Here is a 21,826-nt window from a genome sequence, read left to right as displayed (position 1 = left end):
GCGGGGACGTGGTGAGGTGGCCGGGTCTCGTCGCCCGGCCGGTGGCCGGACCCTATCGCCGCTCGTGACAGACTTGGGGGAGGCAGACCGCCGTCCGGTACCACCCCTCAGGAGCAGCCCGTGTCCGTGCTCGACGACATCGTCGCCGGCGTCCGGGAGGACCTCTCCGAGCGGCAGGCGGCCGTCCCGCTCGCCGACCTCCGGGCCGCGCTGGCCGACGCCGACCCGCCGCGGGACCCGATGCCGCACTTCCGGTCGCCGGGCTCCAGCGTCATCGCGGAGGTCAAGCGCCGGAGCCCGAGCAAGGGCGCGCTGGCCGACATCCCGGACCCGGCCGTCCTGGCGAAGGAGTACGCCGCCGGAGGAGCCGCGGCGATCAGCGTGCTCACCGAGCAGCGCCGCTTCGGCGGCAGCCTGGACGACCTGCGGGCCGTGCGGGCCGCCGTCGACGTGCCGCTGCTGCGCAAGGACTTCATCGTCTCGACCTACCAGCTCGTGGAGGCGCGGGCCGCGGGGGCGGACCTGGCCCTGCTGATCGTCGCCGCGCTCCCGGGCGACGAGCTGCGGCGCCTGCACGACGAGGCCCGCGAGCTCGGCCTCACGGTGCTGGTCGAGGTGCACGACGAGGCCGAGACCGAGCGCGCCGTCGACCTCGGCGCGGCTCTGGTGGGCGTCAACGCGCGCAACCTGAAGACCCTCGAGATCCACGCCGACACCTTCGGACGGCTGGCCCCGATGGTCCCCGACGACCGCGTCCTGGTCGCGGAGTCGGGCATCTCCTCGCGCGCCGACGTGGAGCGGTTCGTCGGCGAGGGGGCGAGGGCGGTGCTCGTGGGCGAGGCGCTGGTGAAGGACGGCGACCCGCAGGGCGCGGTCCGCCGGATGACAGGGGTGGGGGCATGACGACCGAGGTGCAGCGGACGACCGGCTACGACGCCGACGAGCGCGGCTGGTTCGGCGGCCCGGAGGCCGGCTGGGGCGGGCGCTTCATGCCCGAGGCGCTCGTCGCGGCCCTCGACGAGCTGACCGAGGCCTGGCAGGCCGCGATGGCCGACCCGTCGTTCGTCGCCGACTTCGACGCGATCCTGCGTGACTACGCCGGCATGCCGAGCCCGCTCTACCACGCCGAGCGGCTCAGCGAGCAGGTCGGCGCCCGGATCCTGCTCAAGCGCGAGGACCTCAACCACACCGGCGCCCACAAGATCCGCAACGTCCTCGGCCAGGCGCTGCTGACCCGGCGGATGGGCAAGACCCGGGTGATCGCGGAGACCGGTGCCGGCCAGCACGGCGTCGCGAGCGCGACGGCCGCGGCCTACTTCGGCCTGGACTGCACCGTCTACATGGGCGCGGTCGACACCCGCCGGCAGGCGCTCAACGTCGCCCGCATGCACCTGCTCGGCGCCAAGGTCGTCCCGGTCGAGTCGGGGAGCGCCACGCTCAAGGACGCCATCAACGAAGCGCTGCGCGACTGGGTCGCCAGCGTCGACCACACGGCGTACCTCTTCGGGACCGCGGCGGGGCCGCACCCGTTCCCCAGCATGGTCCGCGACTTCACCCGGGGCATCGGTGACGAGGCGCGCGCCCAGTGCCTGGAGCGGTACGGCGTGCTGCCGGACGCGATCGCGGCGTGCGTCGGGGGCGGGTCCAACGCGATCGGCCTCTTCACGGCCTTCCTCGACGACGAGGCCGTTGCGGTCCACGGCTTCGAGCCCGGCGGCGAGGGCGTCGACACCCCCCGCCACGCGGCGACGATCCACGCCGGGGAGAAGGGGGTGCTGCACGGGGCGCGCACCTACGTCCTGCAGGACGCCGACGGCCAGACGATCGAGTCGCACTCGATCTCCGCGGGGCTCGACTACCCGGGCGTGGGTCCGCAGCACGCGCACCTGGCCGCCACCGGGCGGGCGACGTACACGCCGGTCACCGACGCCGAGGCGATGGACGCGATGGCCCTGCTGAGCCGCACCGAGGGCATCATCCCGGCGATCGAGTCGGCGCACGCGGTGGCCGGTGCCCTCCGGGTCGCCCGCGAGCTGGCCGCCGAGAAGGGGCCGGAGGCGACCGTCCTGGTCAACCTCTCCGGCCGCGGCGACAAGGACATGGGGACCGCGCTGGAGTACTTCGGCCTCGGCCGGACCGACGCCGAGGTCTCCGACGACGTGACCGAGGACCCCGCATGACGACCCGCACCGCCTTCGAGAAGGCCCGGGCCGACGGCCGCGCCGCCCTGGTGGGGTACCTCCCTGCCGGCTTCCCCGACGTGGACGGCGGGATCGACGCCCTGCGGGCGCTGGTCGACGGGGGCTGCGACGTGATCGAGGTGGGCCTGCCCTACAGCGACCCGGTGATGGACGGGCCGACCATCCAGGCGGCCGCCCAGCAGGCGCTGGACCGAGGCGTGCGGACCGTCGACGTGCTGCGGACCGTCGAGGCCGTCGCCGCCACCGGCACGCCGACGGTCGTCATGACCTACTGGAACCCCGTCGAGCGGTACGGCGTCCCGCGGTTCGCCGCCGACCTCGCCAGCGCCGGGGGAGCGGGGCTGATCACGCCCGACCTCACGCCCGACAGCGCCCCGGAGTGGATCGCCGCGGCCGACGAGCACGACCTCGACAAGGTCTTCCTCGTTGCGCCGTCGTCCACCGACGACCGGATCGCGATGACGACCGCGGCCTGTCGCGGGTTCGTCTACGCGACCGCGGTCATGGGGGTCACCGGAGCCCGGGCGACGACCAGCGACCTCGCCGGGCCGCTCGTCACGCGCACCCGGGAGCTCAGCCCTCCGGGCGCCGACCTGCCCATCGGCGTGGGCCTCGGCGTCAGCACCGGCGACCAGGCCGCCGAGGTCGTCGCCAAGAACGGGATAGGCGCCGACGGCGTCATCGTCGGCTCGGCGTTCGTCCGGCGCCTGCTCGACCACCCCGACGACCGGGCCGCCGGCCTGCGGGCACTCAGCGGCCTGGCCGAGGAGCTGGCCGCAGGGGTCCGTCGTGGTTAGCCGCGTCCTACGCAGCCGCGTCGTACGCAGCCGCGTCGCCCTCGCCGGGGCCCTCGCCGCCGCCCTCCTGCTGACCGCTTGCGGCGAGGACCAGCCGGAGACGGCGGGCTCCGTGGTGGAGCCGCCCTTCGACGTCGCCGCCACCTCGCTCACCGACACCGGCGGCGAGCCCTTCTCGCTCACCGAGGACACCGAGGAGCCGCTGACCCTGGTCTTCTTCGGCTACACCCAGTGCCCCGACGTCTGCCCGCTCGTGATGCAGACCCTGACCTCCGGGCTCACCAAGCTCTCGGAGGAGGAGCGCGAGCAGGTCCAGGTGGTCTTCGTCAGCACCGACCCGGCCACGGACACCCCCGAGGTGCTCCGCGACTACCTCGACCGCTTCGACCCCGGGTACGTCGGCGTGCGGGGCGACCTGGACGCCACGGTCGAGCTCGCCAAGAGCGTCGGCATCTTCGTCGCCGACGCCGAGCAGCTGGCCTCGGGCGGCTACGACCTCGGCTCCCACGGCAGCTACGTCGTCGCGATCAACGGGGACGACAAGGCACCGATGTTCTGGCGGCAGGACACCTCCGCAGCCCAGTTCGCCCACGACGTCTCGGTGCTGCTGGAGGACGCGTGATCCCCGCCCTGGCCACGATCGTGCCTCTGACCATCCCCAGCCCCGACCAGGGCACGTGGTACCTCGGCCCGGTGCCGCTCCGCGGCTACGCCCTCGCCATCATCCTCGGCATCGTCGTCGCGGTCTGGCTCTCCGAGCGGCGCTGGGTCGCCCGCGGCGGCACGGCCGGCGACATCCAGGACCTCGCGATCTGGGCCGTGCCGTTCGGCCTCGTCGGTGGCCGGCTCTACCACGTCGCCACCGACTACGCCCGTTACTTCGGCGAGGGGGAGAACCCCGTGACGGCGCTCTACGTCTGGCGTGGCGGCCTCGGCGTGTGGGGAGCGATCGCCTTCGGGGCGCTCGGGGTGATGATCGGCGCGCGGCTCAAGGGGATCAGGCTGCTGCCCGTGCTCGACGCGATCGCCCCGACCGTGCTGGTGGCCCAGGCCATCGGGCGCTGGGGGAACTGGTTCAACCAGGAGCTCTTCGGCAAGCCGACCGACCTGCCCTGGGCGCTGGAGATCGACCCCGCCCACCGGCCGGTCGGCTACCTCGACCAGACGACGTTCCACCCGACCTTCCTCTACGAGTTCCTCTGGAACCTCGCTGCCTTCGCGCTCGTCGTGTGGCTGGACCGCCGGCTGCGGCTGGGCCACGGCCGGGTGGTGGCGCTCTACGTCATGGCCTACACCGCCGGCCGCGGCTGGATCGAGATGCTGCGCATCGACGACGTCCAGCTCTCCGACGTCGGCGGGCTGCGGTTCAACGTGTGGACCTCGATCGTGCTGTTCGTGCTGGCCGCGGCGTACTTCGCCTGGTCCTCGTGGCGCCACCCCGGGCGGGAGGAGACCGTGCACACCGACGGCCGGGTCCGTGAGGCTTCCCACCCGTAGACGCACGGCACACCGCCGCAACACGGTGGTAACCTGACGCCGCCGCGGGCCAACGTCGTCCCTGCGCACCTCATCCTCCAGCCAGGACCCGGCACTCGCCACGGTCCCGGCTCAGACGACGACGGGAGAACCCAGTGCCCTACCCGCACGCGTTCCCGACGCCCCAAGGGCTCTACGACCCGGCCAACGAGCACGACGCCTGCGGCGTCGCCTTCGTCGCGACCCTCACCGGTGAGGCGAGCCACGACATCGTCCGCCAGGGCGTGACCGCGCTCCTCAACCTCGACCACCGCGGCGCCGCGGGCGCCGAGACCAACTCCGGGGACGGGGCCGGCATCCTGCTGCAGGTGCCGGACGCCTTCCTGCGCGAGGTCACTGCGGAGCTGGGCTTCGAGCTGCCCGCCCGCGGCGCGTACGCCGTGGGCACGGCGTTCCTGCCCGGCGACGAGGAGGCGGTGGCCAAGAGCCGCCAGCGCATCGAGGCGCTCGCCGACGAGGAGGGGCTCGACGTGCTCGGCTGGCGCGAGGTGCCGGTCGACCCGTCCTCGCTGGGGCAGACGGCCCTGGGTGTCATGCCGACGTTCGCGCAGCTCTTCGTCGCCGGCAAGGGCGCGCGCCTCACCGGGCTCGGCCTGGAGCGGATGGCGTTCTGCCTGCGCAAGCGCGCCGAGCACGAGACCGACGCCTACTTCCCGTCGCTGTCGTCGCGGACCCTGGTCTACAAGGGCATGCTGACGCCGGCCCAGCTCGACGAGGTCTTCCCGGACCTGCGCGACGAGCGGATGACCTCGGCGATCGCCGTGGTCCACTCCCGCTTCTCGACCAACACGTTCCCGAGCTGGCCGCTGTCCCACCCGTTCCGCTACATCGCCCACAACGGCGAGATCAACACCGTCATGGGCAACCGCAACTGGATGCGGGCGCGGGAGGCGCTGCTGGCCTCCGACCTGATCCCGGGCGACCTGGAGCGGCTCTACCCGATCTGCACCCCCGGTGCCTCCGACTCCGCCTCCTTCGACGAGGTCCTGGAGCTGCTCCACATGGGTGGGCGCTCCCTGCCCCACTCGGTGCTGATGATGATCCCCGAGGCGTGGGAGAACCACGCCGAGATGGACCCGCAGCGCCGCGCGTTCTACGAGTTCCACTCCGCGATGATGGAGCCGTGGGACGGCCCCGCCTGCGTCGTGTTCACCGACGGCTCGCAGATCGGCGCGGTGCTCGACCGCAACGGCCTGCGTCCCTCGCGCTACTGGGTGACCGACGACGGGCTCGTGGTCCTGGCCTCCGAGGTCGGCGTCCTCGACATCGACCCGGCCAAGGTCGTGCGCAAGGGCCGCCTGCAGCCCGGCCGGATGTTCCTCGTCGACACCGAGGAGCACCGGATCATCGAGGACGAGGAGATCAAGGCCGAGCTCGCTGCCGAGTGCCCCTACGAGGAGTGGCTGCACGCCGGGCTCATCCACCTGGACGACATCCCCGAGCGCGAGCACGTCGTCCACACCCACGCCTCGGTGACCCGGCGCCAGCAGGTGTTCGGCTACACCCAGGAGGAGCTGCGGGTCCTGCTGTCGCCGATGGCCAACGCCGGCGCGGAGCCGATCGGCTCCATGGGCACCGACACGCCCATCGCGGCGCTCAGCGACAAGCCGCGACTGCTGTTCGACTACTTCAACCAGCTCTTCGCCCAGGTGACGAACCCGCCGCTGGACGCCATCCGGGAGGAGCTCGTCACCTCCCTCAACGGCACCATCGGCCCGGAGTCGAACCTCCTCGAGCCGACGCCCGCCTCCTGCCGCCAGGTCGTGCTGCCCTTCCCCGTCATCTCCAACGACGACCTCGCCAAGATCCGGCACATCAACCGCGACGGCGACATGCCGGGCTTCATCACCCACGTCGCCCGGGGCCTGTACGACGTCGAGGGCGGCGGCGAGGCGCTCGCCCGCCGGCTGGACGAGATCTGCGCCGAGGTCAGCGCGGCGATCGCCGACGGGGCACGGATCATCGTGCTCTCCGACCGGCACTCGACCGCCGAGCTGGCGCCGATCCCGTCGCTGCTGCTCACCGGCGCGGTCCACCACCACCTGGTCCGGGAGAAGACCCGCACCCAGGTAGGCCTCCTGGTCGAGGCCGGCGACGTGCGCGAGGTGCACCACGTCGCGCTGCTCGTCGGCTACGGCGCGGCCGCGGTCAACCCCTACCTCGCCATGGAGTCCGTCGAGGACCTGGCGCGCGACGGCTACTACGTCGGCACCGAGCCGGAGGTGGCGGTCGCCAACCTGGTCAAGGCGCTCGGCAAGGGCGTGCTGAAGGTGATGTCGAAGATGGGCGTCTCCACGGTGGCGTCCTACACCGGCGCGCAGATCTTCGAGGCCGTCGGCCTCTCCCAGTCGGTGGTGGACAAGTACTTCACGGGGACGACCTCCAAGCTCGGCGGCATCGAGCTCGACACCATCGCCGAGGAGGTCGCGCGGCGCCACGCCACGGCGTACCCGCGCGGCGGCATCTCGCCGGCGCACCGTGCGCTCGCCACGGGCGGCGAGTACCAGTGGCGTCGCGACGGCGAGCCGCACCTCTTCGACCCCGAGACCGTCTTCCGGCTCCAGCACTCGACCCGTTCGGGCCGCTACGACGTCTTCAAGCAGTACACCCAGCGAGTCGACGAGCAGTCGGCTCGCCTGATGACGCTGCGCGGCCTGTTCCGGTTCCGCGATGCCGGGGCGACCGGCCGCCAGCCGGTGCCGATCGAGGAGGTCGAGCCGGTCTCGGAGATCGTCAAGCGGTTCTCCACCGGCGCGATGTCCTACGGCTCGATCAGCCAGGAGGCCCACGAGACGCTGGCCATCGCGATGAACCGGCTCGGCGGCAAGTCGAACACCGGCGAGGGCGGCGAGGACCCCGAGCGGCTCTACGACCCCGAGCGGCGCAGCGCGATCAAGCAGGTCGCGTCCGGTCGGTTCGGCGTCACGGCGGAGTACCTCACGAACTCCGACGACATCCAGATCAAGATGGCCCAGGGCGCGAAGCCGGGCGAGGGTGGCCAGCTGCCGGGCCACAAGGTCTACCCCTGGGTGGCCAAGACCCGGCACTCGACGCCGGGCGTCGGCCTGATCAGCCCGCCGCCGCACCACGACATCTACTCGATCGAGGACCTCGCCCAGCTGATCCACGACCTGAAGAACGCGAACCCGCAGGCGCGGGTCCACGTCAAGCTGGTCTCCGAGGTGGGGGTCGGCACGGTCGCGACCGGCGTCTCCAAGGCGCACGCGGACGTCGTGCTCATCTCGGGCAACGACGGCGGCACCGGCGCCTCGCCGCTGACGTCGCTGAAGCACGCCGGTGGCCCCTGGGAGCTCGGCCTGGCCGAGACCCAGCAGACGCTGCTGCTCAACAACCTGCGCGACCGGATCGTCGTGCAGGCGGACGGCCAGCTGAAGACCGGCCGGGACGTCATCGTCGCGGCGCTCCTGGGCGCCGAGGAGTTCGGCTTCGCCACGGCCCCGTTGGTGGTCTCCGGCTGCATCATGATGCGGGTCTGCCACCTCGACACCTGCCCCGTGGGCGTCGCGACGCAGAACCCCGTGCTCCGTGACCGCTACACCGGCAAGGCCGAGTACGTCGTCAACTTCTTCGAGTACATCGCCCAGGAGGTGCGCGAGTACCTCGCCGAGCTGGGCTTCCGGAGCATCGACGAGGCCGTCGGCCGCGTCGACGCCCTGGACGTCGCCGAGGCCGTCGACCACTGGAAGGCGTCCGGGCTCGACCTGGCGCCGGTCCTGCACGTGCCCGAGCTGCCCGAGGGAGCCGCGCTCCGCAACACGACCGGGCAGGACCACGGCCTGGAGAAGTCGCTGGACGTGACCACCCTGGTGCCGCTGGCCGAGGCTGCGCTGGAGCGCGGCGAGCCCGTCCGCGGGCAGGTCGAGATCCGCAACGTCAACCGCACGGTCGGCACCATCCTCGGCCACGAGGTGACCAAGCGGTACGGCGGTGCCGGTCTTCCCGAGGGCACGATCGACCTGACCTTCACCGGCTCCGCCGGCCAGTCCTTCGGCGCGTTCGTCCCGCGCGGGATCACCCTGCGCCTCGAGGGCGACGCCAACGACTACGTCGGCAAGGGACTCTCGGGCGGACGCATCGTGGTGCGGCCGGACCGTGCGGCGCCGTTCCGCTCCGAGGACCAGGTCATCGCCGGCAACACGATCGGCTACGGCGCCACGTCGGGGCGGATCTTCCTGCGCGGCGGTGTCGGTGAGCGGTTCTGCGTCCGCAACTCGGGCGCCTGGGCCGTCACCGAGGGCGTGGGCGACCACGCCTGCGAGTACATGACCGGCGGCCGGGTGGTCGTGCTGGGCAGGACCGGCCGCAACTTCGCGGCCGGCATGTCCGGCGGCGTCGCCTGGGTGCTCGACCTCGTCGAGCAGCGGGTCAACACCGAGCTGGTCGAGCTGCGCCCCGTCGAGGGGAACGCCGCCGACGAGCTCGAGCAGCTGGTCCGCGAGCACCTCGAGGAGACCGGCTCGCAGGTCGCCCAGGAGCTGCTGGCCGACTGGCCCGCGGCGCTCGCCCGCTTCACCGAGGTCATGCCGACCGACTACCGCAAGGTCCTCGAGGCGAAGGCGAAGGCCGAGGCCGAGGGGCTGGACGAGACCGAGACCGCCAACGCGATGATGGGAGCTCTCCATGGCTGACCCCAAGGGATTCTTGAAGGAGGGCCGCGAGGTCGCCGCCCGCCGTCCCGTCGAGGAGCGGGTGAAGGACTGGGCCGAGGTCTACCCGGGCGGCCCCGGCCGCGCGCTGCTGCCGATCATCACCCCGCAGGCCGGGCGATGCATGGACTGCGGCATCCCGTTCTGCCACCAGGGCTGCCCGCTGGGCAACCTCATCCCGGAGTGGAACGACCTGGTCTGGCGCGACGACTGGGAGGAGGCCATCGAGCGCCTCCACGCGACCAACAACTTCCCGGAGTTCACCGGGCGGCTCTGCCCGGCCCCCTGCGAGACCGCCTGCGTGCTGGGCATCAACCAGGACCCGGTCACCATCAAGAACGTCGAGGTGACCATCGCGGACAAGGCCTTCGAGTCCGGGTACGTCCGGCCGCAGCCGCCCGAGTGGCTCTCCGGCCGCACGGTCGCGGTCATCGGCTCCGGGCCCGCCGGGCTGGCGGCCGCCCAGCAGCTGACCCGGGCCGGGCACACCGTGGCCGTCTACGAGCGCGCCGACAAGGTCGGTGGTCTGCTGCGGTACGGGATCCCCGAGTTCAAGATGGAGAAGAAGGTCCTCGACCGGCGGCTGGAGCAGATGCGCCGGGAGGGCACCGTCTTCCGGGTCGGCATCGACGTCGGTGGCGAGCTGACCGGGCAGAAGCTGCGGGACCGGTACGACGCCGTGGTCCTCGCCACGGGCAGCACCGTCGCGCGCGACCTGCAGGCGCCGGGCCGCGAGCTGCGGGGCATCCACCAGGCGATGGAGTTCCTGCCGCAGGCGAACCGCGTGGCGCTCGGCGAGACGGTCGAGGGCCAGATCACGGCCGAGGGCAAGCACGTCGTGATCATCGGTGGTGGCGACACCGGCGCGGACTGCCTCGGCACGTCCACCCGGCAGGGTGCCGCCTCCATCACCCAGCTCGAGATCATGCCGCAGCCCTCGGAGTCGCGCCCGGCCGGCCAGCCGTGGCCGACGTACCCGATGACGTTCCGCGTCTCCTCGGCACACGAGGAGGGCGGGGAGCGGGTCTACGCGGTCTCGACGAAGGAGTTCGTCGGGGACGGCGAGGGCAACGTCCGTGCCCTGCGCCTCGTCGACGTGCGGTTCGAGGACGGCAGGCTGGTCGAGCTCGAGGGCACGGAGCGGGAGATCCCGGCCGACCTGGTGCTCTTCGCGATGGGCTTCACCGGCCCGGAGCGGGCCGGCCTGGTCGAGCAGCTCGGTGTCGACCTCGACGAGCGCGGCAACATCGTGCGCGACGCGGCGTACCAGTCCTCGGTGCCGGGCGTCTTCGTCGCCGGCGACGCCGGTCGCGGGCAGTCGCTGATCGTCTGGGCGATCGCGGAGGGCCGTGCGGCGGCCGCGGCCGTCGACGAGTTCCTGACCGGGTCGACGGCGCTCCCGGCGCCGGTCCGGCCGACGGACCGGCCGCTCACGGTCTGAACCGGTGCCTCCCTCCGTCGGCCCGCTCGGGAGAACCGAGCGGGTCGACGTGTTGGATCGTTCCAACGGCCGCTACGCTGAAAGCGTGCGTAGAGCCAAGATCGTCTGCACCCTCGGCCCCGCGACGTCCTCGCCGGGTCGGATCCGCGAGCTCGTCGAGGCGGGGATGGACGTCGCGCGGCTCAACATGAGCCACGGCTCCCACGCCGACCACGCGGAGTCCTACCGCCAGGTGCGTCAGGCCGCCGACGAGACCGGTCACGGGGTCGGCATCTTCGCGGACCTGCAGGGCCCGAAGATCCGGCTCGAGCGGTTCGCCGGTGGTCCGGTCGTCCTCCAGCGCGGACAGGCGTGGACGATCACCACGCGCGACGTCCCGGGCGACGCCGAGATCGCCGGGACGACGTACAAGGGGCTGCCCGGCGACGTCTCCGCGGGGGACCCGATCCTCATCGACGACGGGCGGGTCCGGCTGCGGGTCACCGCGGTGGAGGACACCGACGTCCACACCGAGGTGGTCGTCGGCGGCCGGGTCTCGGACAACAAGGGCATCAACCTGCCCGGCGTCGCGGTGTCGGTGCCGGCGCTCTCGGACAAGGACGAGCGGGACCTCCGGTTCGCGCTCGGCCTCACGGTCGACTTCGTGGCGCTCAGCTTCGTGCGCAGCGCGGACGACGCGGAGGACGTGCGGCGGATCATGCGCGAGGTCGGCGTGATGGTGCCGGTCATCGCCAAGATCGAGAAGCCGCAGGCGATCGAGAACCTCGACGAGGTCATCGCCGCCTTCGACGGCTTCATGGTCGCCCGCGGTGACCTGGGCGTGGAGTGCCCGCTCGAGGACGTGCCGTTCCTGCAGAAGCGGATCGTCGAGAAGGCCCGGCTGAACGCCAAGCCGGTCATCGTGGCCACCCAGATGCTCGAGTCGATGATCTCCAGCCCGGCTCCCACCCGGGCGGAGGCCTCGGACGTGGCGAACGCCGTCCTCGACGGCGCCGACGCGGTGATGCTGTCGGGCGAGACCAGCGTGGGGGAGTACCCCGTCGTCACGGTCGAGACCATGGCGCGGATCATCGCCTCGACCGAGCGGCACGCGCTGGCGGCCGAGGCCGTGGACCGGGTGAACGTGATCCAGTGGGATCCCCACACCAAGGGCGGCGTGATCGCGAAGGCGGCCCTCGAGGTGGCCGAGCGGGTCGAGGCCAGGTACGTCGTGGCCTTCACGCAGACCGGCGACTCGGCCCGGCGGATGTCCCGGCTGCGGGGCGCGATCCCGATCCTCGCCTTCACCCCCGAGGCGTCGGTGCGCTCGCAGCTCTCGCTGACCTGGGGCGTCGAGACGTTCAAGACCGCCACGGTCGAGCACACCGACGAGATGGTCGCCCAGGTCGACGAGCAGCTCCTGCGGATCGGCCGGGTCCAGGAGGGCGACCTCGTCGTCATCATCGCCGGCGCCCCTCCCGGCATCCCCGGCTCCACGAACGCCCTGCGCATCCACCGGATGGGCGACGCCATCAAGGGCGTGGCGCCGGCGTACCGCCGGCAGGGCTGAGCGACCCGACCCAGGGCCGGTGCGCGGCAACGGATTTCGAGACGGGTCGCACACCCCGTCGCTGCGCTCCGATGTGTGCCGACCCTCCTCGATCTCCTCGCCCGTCTCAGCCCTCGCAGGACCGGACTGAGGGCTCGGACTAAGGGCTCGGAAACTGCCACCTCGGGTAGTCGTACCGCTTGCGCTCACCCGCCACCACGCGGGTCGCCCAGTTCGCCACCCGGCAGCCATCGGAGTGGAGAAGGCCGCGCAGGAAAGGGGCCGGGTGAGCGGCCACGAGATCTCGCTGCGACGGCTTCAGCACGATCGGCCGCTCGTGGTTTCGAGACAGGCTGCCCGCATGCAGCGCTCGACGTCGTCGATGATCCCGGGATAGATGAGGTCGCACGACACTCGCAGCACGAAGTAGCGCGCGGCCTCGCTGGTGCATCCATCGCCGAGGTAGTAGCCCAGCAGCGCGGCATAGCCATCCGCGTCGGCAGCGTTGTCGTCGCAGACCGGGCAGCTGGGCTGTGGGAGGTCGACGGCGTCGCGCCACGCTCTCACGCTTGGCCGGCTGACGCAGAGCCGCCGAGCGACTCCGGACACGGTTTCGCCGCTCGCCAGAAGACACTGCGCTCGCGGCGCACACGAGCGTCGTACCTGGATCCAGGCTGCCGGTGACCACCGACATCGCGCCGGGCGCGGCGGCGTGTGCGTGCCCCGGGTCGGATTCGAACCGACACTGGCGGTGGTTTGAGCACCGTGTCTCTGCCGTTGGACTACCGGGGCGTGCGGCTGTCGAGCCTAGCGTCGGTAACCTGTCGGCCGTGACGCAGGCCCCGACCGACCCGAGCGCCCGCACCGTCGTCATCGCGGAGGACGAGGTGCTCATCCGGATGGACCTCGCCGAGATGCTGGAGGAGGAGGGGTACCGCGTCGTCGGTCAGGCCGGCGACGGGGCGCGGGCGATCGAGCTCGCCGAGGAGCACCGGCCCGACCTGGTCATCCTCGACGTGAAGATGCCGGTCCTCGACGGGATCGCGGCCGCGGAGGCGATCGCCGGGCAGCGGATCGCGCCGGTGATCGTGCTCACCGCCTTCTCCCAGCGGGACCTGGTCGAGCGCGCCCGCGACGCCGGTGCGATGGCCTACCTCGTCAAGCCGTTCACCAAGTCCGACCTCGTGCCCGCCATCGAGATGGCGGTCAGCCGCTTCGCGGAGCTCTCGCTGCTGGAGTCGGACGTCGCCGACCTCACCGAGCGGCTGGAGACCCGGAAGTCGGTCGACCGTGCGAAGGGCGTCCTGCAGCAGCAGCTCGGGCTGTCCGAGCCCGAGGCGTTCCGGTGGGTCCAGAAGACGGCGATGGACCTGCGGCTCTCGATGCGCCAGGTCGCCGACGGCGTCGTCGAGCACGGCCCCGGCATCGCCGACCGCTGAGGACGTCGCAAGGTCACGTACCGGTCACGGACCGGTAAAGCCCGGGCCGCCGCGGGCGGGTCTGCCCCCGGATGTGCCCCAGACCACGTTGTGGCCCCCTAGACTGCGCGGGCGGTACCCGCCGGGTGCCTGGATGGGAGGACCGGTTTGAAGTCACGTCACCACGTCCGCACACACCCTCGGGGAGGGGTGAGCCGGACACTGGTGGGGTTGCTCCTCGCCGGGCTGCTGGTCCCCGCCCTCGTGCTGCTCAGCGGATCGAGCGCCAGTGCGGCCACCCTCTGCCTCCCGCAGCCGGACCAGACCGGCTGCGTCAGCGGCACCGTCGGGTCCCGCGCCAACCCGGTCGCCGGCGTGGACGTGACGCTCCTCGACGCCGAGGGCACCGAGGTCGAGACCGTCACCACCGAGGACGACGGCAAGTTCAGCTTCGCCGTCTCCGAGGCGGGGACCTACTACGTCGAGCTCGTCGAGGACACGCTTCCCGAGGGCCTGGAGCAGCAGCCCCCGCGGGCTGCGATCGCCGGCCCCGAGGGCTCGGTCGAAGTCGAGGTGCAGCTCGGCCGGACCGTCGCGCCCATCGTCGAGGTCCGCAGCGCGGACTACGAGGCAGGTGGGGACAGCTTCGGCGAGCAGATCGCGCAGTCGATCGTCAACGGCCTGCGCCTCGGACTGCTCCTCGCGCTCGCCTCCCTCGGGCTCTCCCTGATCTACGGCACGACCGGGCTGTCCAACTTCGCCCACGCCGAGCTCGTGACGCTCGGCGGCATGGTCGCCTACGGGCTGGTCAACGTCGTGGGCCTCAACCTCTGGATCGGCATCATCGGCACGACGCTCATCTGCGCGGCCGTCGGCTTCGCGCAGGACGTCGTCATCTGGCAACCCCTGCGTCGCCGAGGGCTCGGCCTCACCCAGCTGATGATCATCACGATCGGTCTCTCCCTCGCCGCGCAGTACGCCTACCAGTTCTTCGTCGGCGCCTCGCTGCTCAAGGTGGCGATCCGCGAGTCCGACACCACGACCATCGGACCGGTCACGATCACGACGCTCTCGTTCCTCGCCATGGCCGTGGCCCTCGTCATGATCGCCATCGTCGGGTTCGTCCTCGTCCGCACCCGGATCGGCCAGGCGACACGGGCCGTCTCCGACAACCCCGCCCTCGCGGCCGCGTCGGGCATCGACGTGGACCGCATCATCCGACTGGTCTGGACGGCGGCCGCCGGCCTCGCCGGTCTCGCCGGCGTCCTCTACGCGCTGGTCATCAGCAACGGCATCCGCTGGGACACCGGCATGCAGATCCTGCTGCTGCTCTTCGCCGCCGTCACCCTCGGCGGTCTGGGCACGGCGTTCGGCGCCTTCGTCGGCTCGATCATCATCGGGCTCGTCGTGGAGCTGGCCGGACCGCTCGGTGCCCCGGGTGACCTGAAGTACGCCGTAGCCCTCGCCATCCTCATCATCCTGCTGCTGGTGAGGCCCCAGGGCCTCCTCGGCCGCGCCGAGCGGGTCGGCTGAGAAGGGAAGAGGGACAAGACATGGACATCATCCTCAACATCCTCGGCGCGGTCATCCGCGAGATGATCAGCCCCGGCACGGCCGCGGTCGCCATCGCCGTCATCGGCCTGAACCTGCACTTCGGGTACACCGGCCTGCTCAACTTCGGCCAGTCGGGCTTCATGCTGCTCGGCGCGTACGGCTTCGCGATCTCCCTGGTCCACGACCTGCCGATCATCGTCGCGGTGCTCATCGGCCTCGGGGTCGCGTTCCTCTTCGCCCTGGTGCTCGGCATCCCGACGCTGCAGCTGCGAGGTGACTACCTCGCGATCGTGACCATCTCGGCGGCGGAGATCATCCGGTTCGTCGGCCGGTTGTCGATGCTCAAGGACCTCACCGGTGGCGCCCAGGGCATCCAGGGCCGGACCTACCAGTCCGACTTCGTCGCGCTCTCCTTCTTCGGGGACGGCCGCTTCACGCTGATCCCCTTCAACTACACCGACGTGGCCGGCGGAGCCGGGTGGGCACGTGCGCTCGGCGGGCTGGTCTTCCTCGCCTGTGTCGTGGCGGTCGTCGTCCTGGGTCGCCGGCTCAAGAAGGCCCGCGACCCCGAGAGCGCCGTGCAGCCGTCGGCCCTGACCGGCCGGGCTGGCAAGGCCCTCGTGACCGCCCTGGTGGTGCTCGGCTTCCTGGCGCTCTTCTTCGCCATGCCGGTCACCTACGGCCGCACGGGCGTCAACGGCTGGTGGGTCCGGGCCGTGGCCTGGACGCTCGTGGCGATCAGCACGCTGATCATCTACCTGCTCGTCCGCAGCCCCTGGGGCCGGCTGCTCCGCGGCATCCGCGAGGACGAGGACGCCATGCGCAGCCTCGGCCGCAACGTCTTCATGGTGAAGATGCAGTCGCTGGTCATCGGCGGCCTCTTCGGCGCGCTCGGCGGGATGGTCTACGTGCTCGCGTCGACGGTCCAGCCGGACGCACTCGGCCGGCAGATCACGTTCTTCGCCTACACGGCGCTGCTGCTCGGTGGCGCCGCGACGATCTTCGGGCCGGTGCTCGGCACGATCATCTTCTTCTCGGCCCGTATCCTCGTCCGTGAGCTGGCCCGCGCCTACGTCCCGGACAGCATCATGGGCGCCCAGCAGACCGAGCAGTTCTCCTTCGTCGCCGTGGGCATCGCACTCGTCCTGCTCGTCATCTTCCGACCACAAGGAATCCTCGGCGACAAGAGGGAGCTCCGGTTCAATGTCTGAGACCACCACGCCGGGAACCCCCGGCACCCGCGCGGCGGCGCTCGCCGATCCTGCCGCCCGCCGCGAGCTGATGGCGGGCGTCCGTCCGGAGCCCGGCGCGGTCAAGCCCGACCCGATCCTCAAGGTCGACAAGATCGAGCGCCAGTTCGGCGGCATCACGGCCGTCGACGTCGACCACCTCGAGGTCCAGCGCGGCATCATCACCGCCCTGATCGGCCCCAACGGTGCGGGCAAGACGACGTTCTTCAACCTGATCACCGGCTTCGACAAGCCGACGTCCGCCGGCAGGGGGGCGCACTGGGAGTTCGACGGCAGGGCGTTGAACAAGACGTCGTCCTCGTCGGTCGCGCGCGCCGGGATGGTCCGCACGTTCCAGCTCACGAAGTCCCTCAACCGGATGACGGTGATGGACAACATGATGCTCGGCGCGCAGAACCAGGCCGGGGAGAACCTGCTGAAGTCGGCGTTCAAGCCCTTCTGGCGCGGTCAGGAGAAGGCGGTCGCCGAGAAGGCCGAGGAGCTGCTGGCGCGCTTCAAGCTGCTCGAGAAGAAGAACGACTACGCCGGCAGTCTCTCGGGTGGCCAGCGCAAGCTGCTCGAGATGGCGCGGGCGCTCATGAGCGACCCGAAGATGATCATGCTGGACGAGCCGATGGCAGGCGTGAACCCCGCGCTGACCCAGTCGCTGCTCGGACACATCCAGTCGCTGCGCGACGAGGGGATGACCGTCCTCTTCGTCGAGCACGACATGCACGTCGTGCGCCACATCTCGGACTGGGTCGTGGTGATGGCGGAGGGTCGCATCGTCGCGGAGGGCCCGGCCGACACCGTCATGTCCAACGAGGCCGTCATCGACGCCTACCTCGGCGCCCACCACGACACCGACCTCGGCGACGACGAGCTGCTCAGCGACGACGCGGTCCACGCCCTGGAGGACGAGGTCCGGGCCGACGAGGCCGCGCACCAGCCCGGTCGGCACCAGGCGCACAAGCCCGAGGGAGAGAAGCCGTGACCCAGGTACAGCACTCCGCCGCCCCCGAGGGCGGCCGCCAGCAGGCCGTCATCGAGGCGACCGACCTGGTGGCCGGCTACCTGCCGGGCGTCAACATTCTCAACGGGTGCAGCCTGGTGGCGTACCCAGGGGAGATGATCGGCATCATCGGCCCCAACGGCGCCGGCAAGTCGACGCTGCTCAAGGCGATGTTCGGCCTGGTCAAGGTCCACTCGGGCAGCGTGGAGCTGCACGGCGAGGACATCACCAACGCCCGCGCCAACAAGCTGGTCCAGATGGGCGTCGGCTTCGTGCCGCAGACCAACAACGTGTTCCCGTCGCTCTCCATCGAGGAGAACCTCCGGATGGGGCTCTACCTGCGACCCAAGAAGCTGCAGGAGCGTCTCGGCGCGATGTGGGACCTCTTCCCGAACCTGCACGAGCGCAAGGACCGCAGCGCGGGAGCTCTCTCCGGCGGCGAGCGGCAGTCGCTCGCGATGGCGCGCGCGCTGATGATGGAGCCGAAGGTCCTGCTGCTCGACGAGCCGTCCGCGGGCCTGTCCCCGGTGCGGCAGGACGAGACGTTCATCCGCACCCGCCGGATCAACAAGACCGGTGTCTGCGTCGTCATGGTGGAGCAGAACGCCCGCCGCTGCCTGCAGATCTGCGACCGGGGCTACGTCCTCGACCAGGGCCGTGACGCCTACACCGGCACGGGCCGCGAGCTGGCCAACGACCCCAAGGTGATCGAGCTCTACCTCGGCACCCTCGCCAAGGACGTCGACGAGCAGCGGGACGCCGGCCCGGCCTGACCTCTGCCCGCGCGGCCGAGGGCACCAGCTCACGACACCAGCGCCCCGGACCTCACGACGAGGTCCGGGGCGCTGCGCTGTGTGGGGGGCCGCTGTGCTGGGTGCGGGCGCGGGTGCGTGCGCGGGTGCGGGGGAGCCGCAGACGCGACAGCGCCCCGGGCCTGGCGGCCCGGGGCGCTGTCAGCGGGTGATCAGCAGCTGATCAGCTGGTCACTGCTTGTTGCCCTCGACGGTGGTGCTGAACTGGTTCTTGTTCTGGCCGTCGTAGGTGTAGATGCCGACGAACGCCGAGGACGGGTCGTTCTCCTCGTCGATCGGGCCGATGCCGGAGGGACCGGCGTACTGGATGTCCGAACCGTCCTCGATCAGGGCGAGGCAGTCGGCGTAGGTGGTGCACTCCTCGCCGCCGTTGGCGCCGGAGACCGCCGCGTAGTTCTCCCGGATGGTGTCGGGGTCGGTCGAGCCGCCCTTCGCCGCCGCGAGCGCGCCGAGGATGGCGGCGTCGTAGGACTCCGCCGCGTAGGCGTAGTCGGACAGCTCCTCGCCGTTGACCTGCTGGTTCCAGCCCTGGAGGCGCTGCTTGAAGTCCTCGGAGGCGTCCGCGCCGGGGATGGTGCCCTGCGCGCCCTCGAGGGTGCCGGCCGGGAAGTCCTCGGAGTAGTCCGCGGTGTTGCCGTCGGAGAGGTAGGTCTTCGACATGTCCCAGCCCTGGTTGACCAGCTCGGGGACGATCGCCTTGGTCTCGTCGAAGGCCAGGATCACGATCGCGTCCGGGTTCGTGGCCAGCGCGGCGCTCACGTCGGAGGAGAAGGTGGTCTGGCCGGCCGGGAACTCGTCACCGTCGCCCTTGCAGCCGTAGACGCACTCGCCGCCGGAGGACTCGAGGGTCTCCTGCACGGCGTTGCGCAGGCCGGTGCCGTAGGTGTCGCTGAAGGTGAGGAAGGCGACCCGCGAGTAGCCGTCGCTGGAGATCAGCGTGCCGAGGGCCGAGCCCTGGATGCCGTCCGGCGGGGCGGTGCGGAAGTAGTACGGCGAGTAGCCGGACAGGTCGACGGCCGTGTTGGCGGGCGAGACCTGGACGATCTTGGCGTCGGTGAAGGAGTCCACCACGTTCAGCGAGACGCTGGAGGAGGCGGCGCCGACCACGATCGACGGCTCGGCGTTGATGAGGCGGTCGGCCGTCGCCGTGCTGACCGACAGGTCGGTGGTGTCACCCGAGTCGAGGATCAGGTGGCAGGCGTCGGCGCCGGCCACGCCACCCGCGGCGTTGATGTCGGAGACGGCCAGGCCGACGCCCGCGATCTCCGGCGGGCCGAGGTAGGCCAGGTTGCCGGTGAGGGGCAGGATGCCGCCGACCTTGTAGGTGTCGGCGCTGGTGGACTTGGACGTGCACTTGTCGTCGGTGAACGTCTCGTCGGCGCCGGTCGTCTCCGACTCCGACGTGGTCGAGGTCGGGTCGTCGCCCGCCTCGGGCGACTCGTCCTCGGAGCCGCAGGCGGCCAGTGTGAGCGTCAGCGCGGCAGTGCCGGCCATCAGCCTCACCCAGGAGGCGGTTGTGGATCGATTCACGTGGTGAACCTTTCTGTAGCGAGTGGTGCGCTTCACCGCAGGAGCCGCCCCGCGGAGGCCAGCCATGGCCTCGTCACCGTAGGTCCGGCTGGAGGGCGGTGTGGTGTACGGCACCCTGTCGTCACCAAACCGTTACGTCAACGACGCCGACCGGTGGCCTCAGCGGACGGCGATGACGACCTGGACGAGGACCGGGGCCACCAGGAGGGCGGGGAGGAGGTCGGCCACCGGGATGTCACGGACTCGCAGCAGACGCAGGGCTACGCCGACGAGGAGCAGGCCGCCGGTGGCGGTGACGGCAGCGAGGTGCGCCTCGGGCAGGACGTCGCCGAGGGCTGCGCCGGCGACGGTGAGCGTTCCCTGGACGACGACCACGGTGACGGCCGAGGCCAGGACGCCCCATCCGAACGAGGCCGCGAAGGCGATGGCCGCGAAGCCGTCGAGCGCCGACTTGAGGAAGAGCTGGTCCGCGCCGTTGCCCAGTCCGTCGTTGAGGGAGCCCAGGATCGTCAGGGGGCCGGTGCAGAAGACGAGGGAGGAGACGACGAAGCCCTCGATGAAGCGCTGCCGGTCCGCCGACCCGTGGCTGCCGCCGGAGAGCACCCGCTGCAGCCATCCGCCGAGCGACTCGACGCGGTGCTCGAGGGCGAGCAGCGACCCGGTGATGCCACCGAGGAGCAGGGCACCCAGGACGATCAGCATGGGCGCGCTCGAGCCGACGGCGGCGGCGAGGTCGACGTCGAGCACCGCCACCGCGGAGGTCCCGGCGATGAGCAGGGTGACGAGCCCCAGACCGTCCGTCACGACCTCGCGGGTCCGCACCGGCAGCCGGTTCCCGAGCAGCAGCCCGAGCAGGCCACCTGCGAGGACCGCGAGGACGTTGACCAGCGTGCCCACTCCGGGAACCACAGCACTCCTCACCCACAGGTCTGACAGGACCGCGGGAGGAGCGTAGTCTCGACCGGAGCAGGTGACGTCCTCGGGGACCGGTCGTCACCGAGTCGTCTCGTCACCGGCCTGGGGCCGGGTGGAAGGCAGGGCACATGCACCGCTCGTTGGTGACCGTGAGGTGCGCCGAGCTCACCGACGTACCCCTGCTCGCCGAGATGTGGTCCGACTCGCTGCGGCGGGTGGACCGTCACGAGCAGGTCGCCGAGCTCGAGCTGATCGTGAAGGCGGCCACCGACTCGCCCGAGCAGCGGATCGTGGTCGCCGAGCTCGACGGCCGGGTCGCTGGGGCCGTCTTCCTGCGGGTGACGACGTTGAGCCCGCTCAACCTCGAGCCGACGGTGCAGGCGCTGTCGCTCCACGTCCTTCCCGAGCACCGGCGCCACGGGGTCGGGCGCACCCTGATGGAGGCCGCGGTGGGCTTCGCCGAGGAGCTCGGGGTCAACCACCTCGCCACCGCCGCCACCTCCGGGTCGCGCGACGCCAACCGGTTCATGGCCCGGCTCTCGCTGGGGCCGCAGGCCGTCCTGCGGGTGGCGAACACGCACACGGTGCGGGCCAAGCTCGCCGCCCAGCGACCGGCGCACGAGCGCGGCGGTCGTCAGCTGACCCAGGTGCTGGCGGCACGGCGTTCCCAGCGCAGGGCCCACTCGGCGTCCTAGTCGGGAGGAGCCGGTCGGGCGCGGTCCGGAGCCGCCGCCGGCGGGCGCTAGAGACCGAGCTGCTCCTTCGGCACCAGCGCGCAGGTGAGCCGCGAGGTGCACACCCGCTTCCCACGCTCGTCGGTGATGGCGATCTCGAAGGACGCCGACGTCCGTCCGAGGTGGATCGGCGTCGCGGTGCCCGTCACGGTCCCGGAGGTGGCGGCGCGGTGGTGGGTGGCGTTGATGTCGACGCCCACGGCCGCCCGGTCGGGGTGTGCGTGGAGGGCGGCGCCGATCGAGCCGAGCGTCTCGGCCAGGACGACGGACGCGCCGCCGTGCAGCAGGCCGTAGGGCTGCTGGTTGCCCTCCACGGGCATCGTCGCCACGACCTTCTCGGCCGACGCCTCGACGAGCTCGATCCCCATCTTCTCGTTGAGCGTGCCCATGCCCTGCGGCATGGCCGCGATGTAGTCCTCCACGTCCATACCGGCATTCTTGCCGACCGGTCG

18 protein-coding genes and 1 tRNA gene are annotated in these 21,826 nt (G+C 71.5%); 14 read left to right on the top strand and 5 right to left on the bottom strand.

Annotated elements, in window-relative coordinates; genetic code table 11:
• The first annotated feature begins 120 nt into the window (after positions 1 to 120).
• From trpC to pyk, 8 genes are all read left to right on the top strand, one after another.
• Positions 121 to 903 carry an indole-3-glycerol phosphate synthase TrpC gene (gene trpC, locus ACSMHG_RS01190; RefSeq protein ID WP_435741505.1) on the top strand — a complete coding sequence of 261 codons (783 nt, stop codon included), beginning with the start codon at positions 121 to 123 and terminating at the stop codon, positions 901 to 903.
• Entirely contained in the window at positions 900 to 2,180 is a 1,281-nt protein-coding gene (gene trpB / locus ACSMHG_RS01185) for a tryptophan synthase subunit beta (protein ID WP_435741504.1), read from the top strand. The genes trpC and trpB overlap by 4 nt, the downstream gene beginning before the upstream one ends.
• Positions 2,177 to 2,998, top strand: a complete 822-nt coding sequence (gene trpA, locus ACSMHG_RS01180; protein WP_435741503.1) for a tryptophan synthase subunit alpha — start codon at positions 2,177 to 2,179, stop codon at positions 2,996 to 2,998. The genes trpB and trpA overlap by 4 nt, the downstream gene beginning before the upstream one ends.
• Positions 2,991 to 3,620 carry an SCO family protein gene (locus ACSMHG_RS01175; protein ID WP_435741502.1) on the top strand — a complete coding sequence of 210 codons (630 nt, stop codon included), beginning with the start codon at positions 2,991 to 2,993 and terminating at the stop codon, positions 3,618 to 3,620. The genes trpA and ACSMHG_RS01175 overlap by 8 nt, the downstream gene beginning before the upstream one ends.
• On the top strand, positions 3,617 to 4,495 hold the full coding sequence (lgt, locus tag ACSMHG_RS01170) for a prolipoprotein diacylglyceryl transferase (protein ID WP_435741501.1): 879 nt from the start codon (positions 3,617 to 3,619) through the stop codon (positions 4,493 to 4,495). The genes ACSMHG_RS01175 and lgt overlap by 4 nt, the downstream gene beginning before the upstream one ends.
• A 134-nt stretch (positions 4,496 to 4,629) precedes the next feature.
• Positions 4,630 to 9,183 carry a glutamate synthase large subunit gene (gene gltB, locus ACSMHG_RS01165; protein ID WP_435741500.1) on the top strand — a complete coding sequence of 1,518 codons (4,554 nt, stop codon included), beginning with the start codon at positions 4,630 to 4,632 and terminating at the stop codon, positions 9,181 to 9,183.
• Positions 9,176 to 10,642 (top strand): glutamate synthase subunit beta, encoded by a 1,467-nt coding sequence (locus tag ACSMHG_RS01160; RefSeq protein ID WP_435741499.1) that lies wholly within the window; start codon positions 9,176 to 9,178, stop codon positions 10,640 to 10,642. The genes gltB and ACSMHG_RS01160 overlap by 8 nt, the downstream gene beginning before the upstream one ends.
• An 85-nt stretch (positions 10,643 to 10,727) precedes the next feature.
• Complete coding sequence (pyk, locus tag ACSMHG_RS01155; RefSeq protein WP_435741498.1) at positions 10,728 to 12,191, top strand: pyruvate kinase; 1,464 nt, start codon at positions 10,728 to 10,730, stop codon at positions 12,189 to 12,191.
• A gap of 297 nt (positions 12,192 to 12,488) precedes the next feature.
• Here the strand turns inward: pyk and ACSMHG_RS01150 are convergent, their stop codons facing one another.
• Positions 12,489 to 12,737: a hypothetical protein gene (locus tag ACSMHG_RS01150; protein ID WP_435741497.1), complete on the bottom strand. Its 249-nt coding sequence runs from the start codon at positions 12,735 to 12,737 to the stop codon at positions 12,489 to 12,491.
• Between the two features lie 152 nt (positions 12,738 to 12,889).
• Positions 12,890 to 12,962, bottom strand: a tRNA-Leu gene (locus ACSMHG_RS01145).
• A gap of 38 nt (positions 12,963 to 13,000) precedes the next feature.
• Here ACSMHG_RS01145 and ACSMHG_RS01140 point away from each other — a divergent pair.
• From ACSMHG_RS01140 to ACSMHG_RS01120, 5 genes are all read left to right on the top strand, one after another.
• Complete coding sequence (locus ACSMHG_RS01140) at positions 13,001 to 13,609, top strand: ANTAR domain-containing response regulator (RefSeq protein ID WP_435741495.1); 609 nt, start codon at positions 13,001 to 13,003, stop codon at positions 13,607 to 13,609.
• A 189-nt stretch (positions 13,610 to 13,798) separates the two neighbouring features.
• Complete coding sequence (locus ACSMHG_RS01135; protein ID WP_435741494.1) at positions 13,799 to 15,121, top strand: ABC transporter permease subunit; 1,323 nt, start codon at positions 13,799 to 13,801, stop codon at positions 15,119 to 15,121.
• 20 nt (positions 15,122 to 15,141) lie between these two features.
• A complete protein-coding gene (locus ACSMHG_RS01130) occupies positions 15,142 to 16,353 on the top strand; it encodes a branched-chain amino acid ABC transporter permease (protein WP_435741493.1) in 1,212 nt (403 codons plus the stop codon).
• Positions 16,346 to 17,365, top strand: a complete 1,020-nt coding sequence (locus ACSMHG_RS01125; RefSeq protein WP_435741491.1) for an ABC transporter ATP-binding protein — start codon at positions 16,346 to 16,348, stop codon at positions 17,363 to 17,365. The genes ACSMHG_RS01130 and ACSMHG_RS01125 overlap by 8 nt, the downstream gene beginning before the upstream one ends.
• Entirely contained in the window at positions 17,362 to 18,156 is a 795-nt protein-coding gene (locus ACSMHG_RS01120; protein WP_435741490.1) for an ABC transporter ATP-binding protein, read from the top strand. Before ACSMHG_RS01125 ends, ACSMHG_RS01120 begins: the two co-directional genes overlap by 4 nt.
• Before the next feature lie 210 nt (positions 18,157 to 18,366).
• On the opposite strand, the gene ACSMHG_RS01115 is transcribed toward ACSMHG_RS01120, so the two are convergent.
• Entirely contained in the window at positions 18,367 to 19,725 is a 1,359-nt protein-coding gene (locus ACSMHG_RS01115; RefSeq protein ID WP_435741489.1) for an ABC transporter substrate-binding protein, read from the bottom strand.
• 159 nt (positions 19,726 to 19,884) lie between these two features.
• Entirely contained in the window at positions 19,885 to 20,634 is a 750-nt protein-coding gene (locus ACSMHG_RS01110) for a DUF554 domain-containing protein (RefSeq protein WP_435741488.1), read from the bottom strand.
• Between the two features lie 134 nt (positions 20,635 to 20,768).
• On the opposite strand from ACSMHG_RS01110, the gene ACSMHG_RS01105 reads away from it, so the two are divergent.
• The gene (locus ACSMHG_RS01105) at positions 20,769 to 21,335 is read left to right on the top strand and encodes a GNAT family N-acetyltransferase (RefSeq protein ID WP_435741487.1); all 567 of its coding nucleotides are present in this window, start codon (positions 20,769 to 20,771) and stop codon (positions 21,333 to 21,335) included.
• A 47-nt stretch (positions 21,336 to 21,382) separates the two neighbouring features.
• On the opposite strand, the gene ACSMHG_RS01100 is transcribed toward ACSMHG_RS01105, so the two are convergent.
• Entirely contained in the window at positions 21,383 to 21,802 is a 420-nt protein-coding gene (locus ACSMHG_RS01100; protein ID WP_435741486.1) for a hotdog fold thioesterase, read from the bottom strand.
• Between the last annotated feature and the right edge of the window lie 24 nt (positions 21,803 to 21,826).

The sequence above is a fragment of the Nocardioides ureilyticus genome, assembly GCF_051280745.1.
Classification (GTDB): Bacteria; Actinomycetota; Actinomycetes; order Propionibacteriales; family Nocardioidaceae; genus Nocardioides.
The sequence above is the reverse complement of the archived record's forward strand: the minus strand, read 5'-3'. Positions and strand labels throughout refer to the sequence as shown.

Coding starts and splice junctions, on each gene's coding strand:
- ACSMHG_RS01100 (WP_435741486.1), bottom strand. CDS start 21,802: ATGGACGTGGAGGACTACATCGCGGCCATGCCGCAGGGCATGGGCACG.
- ACSMHG_RS01105 (WP_435741487.1), top strand. CDS start 20,769: ATGCACCGCTCGTTGGTGACCGTGAGGTGCGCCGAGCTCACCGACGTA.
- ACSMHG_RS01125 (WP_435741491.1), top strand. CDS start 16,346: ATGTCTGAGACCACCACGCCGGGAACCCCCGGCACCCGCGCGGCGGCG.
- trpA (WP_435741503.1), top strand. CDS start 2,177: ATGACGACCCGCACCGCCTTCGAGAAGGCCCGGGCCGACGGCCGCGCC.
- ACSMHG_RS01160 (WP_435741499.1), top strand. CDS start 9,176: ATGGCTGACCCCAAGGGATTCTTGAAGGAGGGCCGCGAGGTCGCCGCC.
- ACSMHG_RS01130 (WP_435741493.1), top strand. CDS start 15,142: ATGGACATCATCCTCAACATCCTCGGCGCGGTCATCCGCGAGATGATC.
- trpB (WP_435741504.1), top strand. CDS start 900: ATGACGACCGAGGTGCAGCGGACGACCGGCTACGACGCCGACGAGCGC.